8 protein-coding genes and 1 pseudogene are annotated in these 7,038 nt (G+C 61.9%); 6 read left to right on the forward strand and 3 right to left on the reverse strand.

Annotated elements, in window-relative coordinates; all coding sequences use genetic code 11:
• Positions 1 to 25 precede the first annotated feature (25 nt).
• The gene (locus Q0053_RS00675; RefSeq protein WP_298094600.1) at positions 26 to 1,156 is read right to left on the reverse strand and encodes a cupin domain-containing protein; all 1,131 of its coding nucleotides are present in this window, start codon (positions 1,154 to 1,156) and stop codon (positions 26 to 28) included.
• A 44-nt stretch (positions 1,157 to 1,200) separates the two neighbouring features.
• On the opposite strand from Q0053_RS00675, the gene Q0053_RS00680 reads away from it, so the two are divergent.
• The 3 genes and pseudogenes from Q0053_RS00680 to Q0053_RS00690 form a co-directional block, all read left to right on the forward strand.
• Complete coding sequence (locus Q0053_RS00680; RefSeq protein ID WP_298094603.1) at positions 1,201 to 1,857, forward strand: DNA-3-methyladenine glycosylase 2 family protein; 657 nt, start codon at positions 1,201 to 1,203, stop codon at positions 1,855 to 1,857.
• Positions 1,854 to 2,504 (forward strand): trimeric intracellular cation channel family protein, encoded by a 651-nt coding sequence (locus tag Q0053_RS00685; RefSeq protein WP_298094606.1) that lies wholly within the window; start codon positions 1,854 to 1,856, stop codon positions 2,502 to 2,504. Before Q0053_RS00680 ends, Q0053_RS00685 begins: the two co-directional genes overlap by 4 nt.
• Positions 2,505 to 2,637: 133 nt before the next feature.
• Positions 2,638 to 3,171 (forward strand): annotated as a pseudogene (locus tag Q0053_RS00690) (HNH endonuclease); the annotation flags it as partial.
• Positions 3,172 to 3,678: 507 nt separating this feature from the next.
• On the opposite strand, the gene Q0053_RS00695 reads toward Q0053_RS00690, so the two are convergent.
• Both Q0053_RS00695 and Q0053_RS00700 read right to left on the reverse strand, forming a co-directional pair.
• Entirely contained in the window at positions 3,679 to 4,341 is a 663-nt protein-coding gene (locus tag Q0053_RS00695) for a hypothetical protein (protein WP_298094609.1), read from the reverse strand.
• Positions 4,342 to 4,473: 132 nt separating this feature from the next.
• A complete protein-coding gene (locus tag Q0053_RS00700; RefSeq protein WP_298094611.1) occupies positions 4,474 to 5,061 on the reverse strand; it encodes a recombinase family protein in 588 nt (195 codons plus the stop codon).
• 295 nt (positions 5,062 to 5,356) lie between these two features.
• Here Q0053_RS00700 and Q0053_RS00705 point away from each other — a divergent pair, with 295 nt between their 5' ends.
• The 3 genes from Q0053_RS00705 (at position 5,357) to Q0053_RS00715 (ending at position 6,969) form a co-directional block, all read left to right on the forward strand.
• Positions 5,357 to 5,785, forward strand: coding sequence for a DUF6878 family protein (locus tag Q0053_RS00705; RefSeq protein WP_367276667.1), 429 nt, complete (start codon positions 5,357 to 5,359; stop codon positions 5,783 to 5,785).
• A gap of 1 nt (position 5,786) precedes the next feature.
• Positions 5,787 to 6,164, forward strand: coding sequence for a hypothetical protein (locus Q0053_RS00710; protein ID WP_298094616.1), 378 nt, complete (start codon positions 5,787 to 5,789; stop codon positions 6,162 to 6,164).
• 67 nt (positions 6,165 to 6,231) lie between these two features.
• Positions 6,232 to 6,969 carry a hypothetical protein gene (locus Q0053_RS00715; RefSeq protein WP_298094619.1) on the forward strand — a complete coding sequence of 246 codons (738 nt, stop codon included), beginning with the start codon at positions 6,232 to 6,234 and terminating at the stop codon, positions 6,967 to 6,969.
• The last annotated feature ends 69 nt before the right edge of the window (positions 6,970 to 7,038 follow it).

The following is a 7,038-nucleotide window of genomic DNA, read 5'->3' on the forward strand; positions in this document are numbered from 1 at the left end:
GCCCTCTGTCGATGCGGCTGCGGCTTCAGAGCGCCTTGAACACACCGAGTCCGATGGCGGACTCAAAGGCGTCTCTCAGTGCAGGTTCGGAGATGAAGTCGAATTGGGCGATGACGTCTTCGAGGGCGAACTGCGTCTGGCCCGTCGCCCATTCGATCGCGACCCTTGGGGGACCCTCCACCTTTGGCGACCTCAGGCCGGTCGGTCGATACAGGGTCAGGCTTGCCCGCGCCGGCAGCCCATAGGCCGTTCCGCGCGGCACGAGGCGCTCCTGGGCCATCAGGACCTCGTCGCGGAAGGCGGGCAAGGCTGACAGCTCGGCCAGACGGCGGCCCAGGTCCGCCAGTTGCCGGGCGAGCTGGACGCCGCCATCGGTGCCCGGGACGAGCCATTGACGGAAGGCGGGGTCCTGCATGGCTGCGGACTCAAGCAGACCGAACAGGACCCGCCCGTAGAGCGGACTCACCGAAAAGGTCACATGCAGCGACGCGCCCTCGGTGGTGAGGGCGTCGTGGTACCAGCCGCGCGGCAGGTAGAGCACATCGCCCGGCCGCATTGTCACCTCGCTCATCAGCTGGCCGCGCGTCTGGGCGAACCAGCGCCGGGCTTCGGCGTCGTCGACCGGAAAGCTCACCGGCGCGTCGGCACGGTTCTCATACAGCCGCCAGGTTTTCTCGCCCTCCACCTGCAAGGCAAAGACATGATGCAGGTCGAAATGGGTGTCGAAGGCCTGCACCCCGCCGAAGGAGCAATAGACATTGGCGCCGACCAGCCCGGCGAAATCACGCCCCAGCCGATGCGACAGCGCGCGCAGCTCCGGCGTCAGCTCTTGGACGTCTCCGGCGATGACGCTGGCCCCCATGGCCAGCAGGTTCTGGACCTTCGCGGGCGACGGCCGCAGGGCCACGCCTGACTGCGACCGCGCCTCGATACAGTATTGCTCTGGCGGGATGGGCTGGCCGTTGAAGACCAATTTGAGGCTTTGCGCGGTCCAGATCGAGCTCTGGTCCAGCAGGGCGTTGAACCGGGCCCAGTCCAGAATCGCGCGTTTGGGGGCTCCGGCTTCTGCGGGAATGTGCAGCGGCTTTCGGTCATTGTAGTCCGCATCGAACCGGTCGCGCGTGATCGGATGCAGAAGTTCGTCCAGAGTGGTCATGCCGAAATTCTAGAACGGGCATCCGCCCCTGTCGATGAGCCCCCATGCCTGTGCCGTTGAATCCCGTCCAGATCGCAGCCGCCCGGGAGGTGCTGGTTACCCTGGATCCCGCACTGGCCCGGGCGCATGCGGTCACCCCGGCTTTCGAATGGCGGTTGCGGACCGGCGGTTATGAAGGTCTGTTCCACATGATCGTGGACCAGCAGGTCTCGGTCGCGGCCGCCGCCGCGATCTGGAGGCGGGTGGTCGAGGGGCTGGATGGGGACATCACGCCCCGGGCCGTTCTGGCGTGCGACCCGCTGCGGCTGCGCACCTTCGGCCTGTCCGGCCAGAAGGCGAAATACGCTTATGAGATCGCCCTCGCCCAGGTCGAGGGCCGGATCGATTTCGACCATCTGGAGGGGCTGTCGGATGCGGATGCGATCGCGCGGCTGGTTGCCATCAAGGGCGTCGGCAGATGGACCGCCGAGACCTTTCTGATGTTCTGCGAGGGCCGTCAGGACATCTTCCCCGGCGGCGACATCGCCCTGCAGGAAGCCATCCGCTGGGCCGACGGCGCAGCCCTGCGGCCGACGGAGAAACAGGCCTGGGCCCGGGCTAAAATCTGGGCCCCGCATCGCAGCGTGGCGGCGCATCTGCTCTGGGGATGGTATGGAGCCGTCAAGCGCGGTGAGGCCGTGCTGGAGGAACATCTCGCGTGAGCCCCATCGTCGATCCTGCCCTGACCGATCCGGAGACCGTGCTGGGTGCGCTCGACTTCGCCGGCGTGGCCGTCTTTGCGGCCACCGGGGCTCTGGCCGCGGCCCAGCAGCGGCATGATCTGGTCACCTTCGCCTTCTTCGGCGCGATCACCGGCGTCGGCGGCGGCACATTGCGCGACCTGCTGATCGGGGCCCCCGTCTTCTGGGTGCAGGACTGGCGCTACATCGCCGTCTGTCTGCTGGCCTCCCTAGCCGTCTGGATGGTCGGAGCCCGGCCCTGGCGGTTCCGCGCCCTGCTTTGGCTCGATGCCATCGGCCTCGCCGCCTATGGCGTTATGGGCGCGGCCAAGGCCGAGGCTTTTCAGGTCGCACCGCTGATCTGCATTGTCATGGGAGCCCTCACCGCCTGTTTCGGTGGTGTGGTGCGCGACCTGCTGGCGGGCCAGCCTTCCATCCTGCTGCGTCGGGAGATCACCGTCTCCGCCGCCCTTCTGGCCGCGACGGTGTTCGTCGCCGCACGCGCCCTGGGCCTCGACGCCTGGCCCGCTGCCCTGATTGCCGCTCCCTGCGGCTTTGCCCTGCGCGCCGGTGCCCTGGTCTGGGGCTGGAGCCTGCCGGCCTTTCCCGGGACCCCCACACGGGGCTGAGCGTTGCGGAACTGTCGTCCCCCGGTCATCGTCAAGCCGTCGAATCACGGCTAGGCTTTGCCCGTAACCAGGGAAGGAGACGTGTCTTCAGTCCGGTCGCGTCGATGATCCTCTCCTGCACGGCGAGGGCCTGATGCAGGTCCAGAGCCGCCCTCCGTCCGGCTGGCCCGCGCTGGTGCTGAACGCCGACTTTCGTCCGCTCTCCTACTATCCGCTGTCGATCTGGCCGTGGGAGGAAGCGATCAAGGCGGTCTATCAGGACCGCGTGGATGTCGTATCCACCTATGACAAGGTCGTCCGCAGCCCTTCGATGGAAATGGTCCTGCCCAGCGTTATCGCGCTGAAGAACTATGTCGATCAGGACCGCCAGCCCGCCTTCACCCGCTTCAACGTCTTTCTTCGCGACGGCTTTACCTGCCAGTATTGCAGCGCCTCCGCCGAACTGACCTTCGACCATGTGATCCCGCGTTCGCGCGGCGGTCGGACGACCTGGGAAAACATCGTCGCCGCCTGTTCGCCTTGCAATCTCAGAAAGGGTGGACGCACCCCCGAGCAGGCCGGCATGCCCGTTCGCCGCGCACCCCATCGCCCGAGTGCATGGCAGCTGCAGCAGTTCGGCCGCCGCTTCCCGCCGAACTATCTGCACCGGAGCTGGCAAGATTATTTGGCTACACAGTGGGTCTGCGACGCCGCTGAAAACCTTGAGCCGCTGTCCGACGGCATCGTGCGAGGGTTCCCCCGAAGCCGAACGCGTCGCCAGCCTGCCGTCCTGAGACCAACACATGTCGAGCACGGGTTGCTCGCGGCGACCGGGTGAAAATTCCGCTGTTTCGCCGACGTTCGACCGACTCCATTGGCGAGGGTCGGGCGTGTCCTGCCGTTCTTTGGAGCGATATCGCCCGGCCAATAATTATGGGGGATCGAGGCCGGCGAAGCCGGAATGGGTTTGGGAAATCGACGGCGAGCCGAAGGCGGTGCCGCTACGGGCGCGAAGCGCGTCTGGCCAAAGGCCTCTACGCGAGGGGCGGCTTGGCGCCCCTCCTACGTCGAGCCGAAGGCGAGAAGCCCGGTCCAAAGGACCCTACGGACAAAGCGCAAGTCGAGTTCTCGACTGGTCGCTGTTACGTATTACGCATACGCTCAATATACGTAAGTGCGGCCAAGCACGGCTGGACTACGAGAGCACGAGACCGGACTCCGTAGCCCAGTCATCATTGTCGCCGCTGAAGTCCAGCCGGGCCGAACCCATTACATTTGATCCGAGCGATTTGCCCATCGAGGAGGTGCGAGCAAAATTCGTCGCCTCGATCTTTTGTGCACCGTTGAAGAGGGCGGCATAGGCGACACATCCGCCCTCGATCTCCGCTACGACCATTTGGCCTTCGAGGTAACACACGCCGTGTCCTGGCTTGGTCTGGATGATGGGGCCGAACAGGTGCCTTTCTCCAAACTGGTCGAGGAAGAAGCCGAGGCAATCTTGCCAAACGGCCGACACACCCGAGGTTCGGTTGCGGAGCTTCCGTAACTTCGTGCGAAAGGTCTTGTGGTCGTAGAGCTTGATCGCCCCGAGCTTCGAGTATCCGGACTGGCCTGGCTTGGCATAGCCCCGCTCATTCCATGTCTCGATCTGCGCCCCAACGGGCTTGGAGCCATTGTCGAAGAGCGTGATCTGGAGAGCTGTGATCTCGGCAAAAGGCGGCAAGCCAACGGGTCTTGCGCCGATGGAACGGGCCGTTGAGTCCGTAAGGCCGAGGCGGGTAGCAATGACTGCGCGAAGAGCGGGGTCGTTTGCTGCTCTCTCGATAACGTCGAGAGCATCCGGGAAGTTTATGGTCATATCGTTCCTGTGAAAACATGAGAAAAGAGTCCGGCGTGGTGCGCCGAACTCTTCATCTCATCGATTCTCACGGGAGATTGACAGTTGCGGTCGCACCACAACCGTCAATCAACATGATCTCATGCCGAGGCGTCAAAAGTCACTATTCAACGCTCGATATACGGAAGCTCTGGACACTCCCGTCGCACGAACGATCTCCGGGACCGATTTTCCCTCTGCCTTAAGGCGGAGCACCTCGGGAGCCTTGGCGCGAGCCGTCGGTGCGCGCCCGCGATATTTTCCCTGGGCCTTGGCGCGGGAAATGCCGGCCCGCTGCCGTTCCAGCATAGCATCCCGCTCCCAGGAGCTTACCGATCCGAGGATGGAGAGTAGCAGCATCGAGGTAGGGCTGGAGGTGTCGAGATGCATGGAAAGGACTCGGACGGTCACGCGCCTCGACCGGAGTTTTTCCACGATCGACATCAGGTCGGTGACCGACCTCGCGAGGCGGTCAGGTTTGGTGACAATGAAGGTGTCGCCATCGCGCAGCCAATCGAGAGCGGCTTCCAGCTCGGGCCGATGACGCTCGATCGCACTGACATGCTCGGAGAAGATCCTGGTGCAGCCGGCGGCTTCCAACTCGCCGATCTGATGTTCAAGCCCGGCGATCTGGTCGGACGTGGATGTTCTCGCGTAGCCGACAACGGCTCCACCGACGTGGGTTTGTTCCACAGAGGTCATGACCTAGTGAAACACAGTGTCTCAAAACGTCAATTTAATTCGTGTGAGACGTTTTAGGGCGCTGGTTTCCCTGTCGCACAAGACCAAGGTCATTTGAGACTTCTCGTGAAGACACTGAGCTCGTGTGTAAACGATACGGGGTGTTTCCCCTGAGCAGGCCATCTTGGCGCTCTGGCGATCATGTCCAAGATTTTTGCGTGGCCATGAAAAATCAATTTGGTGTTTGCTCCCCTGATTTGAGATCATCCTATCACAAGAGCGCCACTCAACAGGCGTAAATCAATAGGAGAGCAAATTGCTAATAGAACTAGTAGAAGACGATTGCGAAATTATAGAGAAAAACAAATATAACGTTTTCACCGCACTTCGGCAATCTGACGTAAAAAGCGTCATGGTCTACTTCGACGGATGTGCGGATGCCGGGCAAATGACGGAATGGGAAGTGGAGCTGAGTCAAGGCGAATACATCAGTGATCCAGAACTTTTGCCAAAGGTGTCGGTGGAACGATTGGCGCATTGCTGGCATCAGAAGAAGCGTGTGACGACGACAGCTTTGCTCGCGGTGGCGTTAGAGGATCTTTGCTATGATCTGCTCGATGAAAGTTACTCGGGCTGGGGCAACAATGACGGGTCCTACGGAGCCCTCATGTTCGATGTGGAACAGGGCAACGTAACGCTCGAATACAACCGGCGCACTGTCCACACTACGACAATGGAGGTCTGACATGGCGCATTGCTACTATCATGCACGGTCGTCCGTCGCGAAGTGGGGTGGAACGGTCGAGGACTACCAGCCGCTCCACGACTGGTTCGACAAAAGCAAAGCCATAACGGCTGATTTCCGGCATCGCGCCTTGCGGCACCACGCCGAAGGCATTTTCGAGCTGGAACGGGTGTTTGGAACCACAATCACCAACTCCGACAACCGGGTCGTCCCTGTCCGATTGATCGGCGAGCAGCATGTTCAGGAGGATCTTGGCTTCATACCTTCCTTCGCAGACTGGGTGAGGTGCATCCGGCCAGAAAGCTGGATGGGCCGTGCGGGACGTTTGCATGAAGCCGCACCACTAGACGAAAGCACAGATCGGGGGACGGCTGTGTGAAGAAGGTGGTTGCTGAACCATGAGTTGAGGTCTGGAACAAAGGTGGAACCGCCATTAGGTTTCCCTCATGGCGATTCTGACGGCAGGACTGGTAGCGGCGCTCACTTGGGCTGGAGAGCGGTTGCTGGATGGCGGCGCGACCGGAATAAAACAGCGCCTCAAAGACAAGGCGGCGCAGTCAGAACTCGCCGACCTCACCGCGCGCGCCATCGAAGCCGCAGTCGCGATAGCGCCGAGTCTGGCCGAGGATTTTCGGTCCGATAGTTTCCTGAATGGCGTTGTGGCTCCCGTCGCCATCGAACGCGTAGCTGATCCGTCTGCGGTCATCAGCGCCTCGGAACTGGCTGATCAATATATGGCCAGGTTTGTTGAACCTTGGGTCCGAGATGGCGATGCAAACCGCGCCTTGGCGGCCATTTTCGATACGGACCAACCGACAATCCTTCGAGCGCTCGAAGCGTTTGTCGCAACATTGCGGACGGAACTGTTCTCGTCGGAACACTGGAAGGACGTTGGCCGCGACAGAACCATCGAAGAAACACACCAGAAGGTGTCGGCGCTTTTTGAACTCCAAGCCCGACGGTCTGGTGATGATGTCGTCGATCTGGCCACTGCCAAGGCGGACTCGAAGATCGCCTCCCAGGATCTGCTCGAATGGCAGCGCACGATCAGCGGCTTGTTCATGGCGCGATCGGAACTCGATCTGCTGATCAACCGCATCCGAACGGAGCCCAGAGGCCGGACGCTGCTGGTCGGTGACGTGACCCCCGTTTCTCATCCAGCCATAACGAGAGTCCTTGGGTGATCTGAGCCGTGATTGGTTGGGGTTGCAATAGGCCGGCCTGCGCAGCCATCAACCAGCGCAGCAGGCCGG

The sequence above is a fragment of the Brevundimonas sp. genome (genome assembly GCF_027487935.1).
In the GTDB taxonomy this organism is placed as follows: domain Bacteria; phylum Pseudomonadota; class Alphaproteobacteria; order Caulobacterales; family Caulobacteraceae; genus Brevundimonas.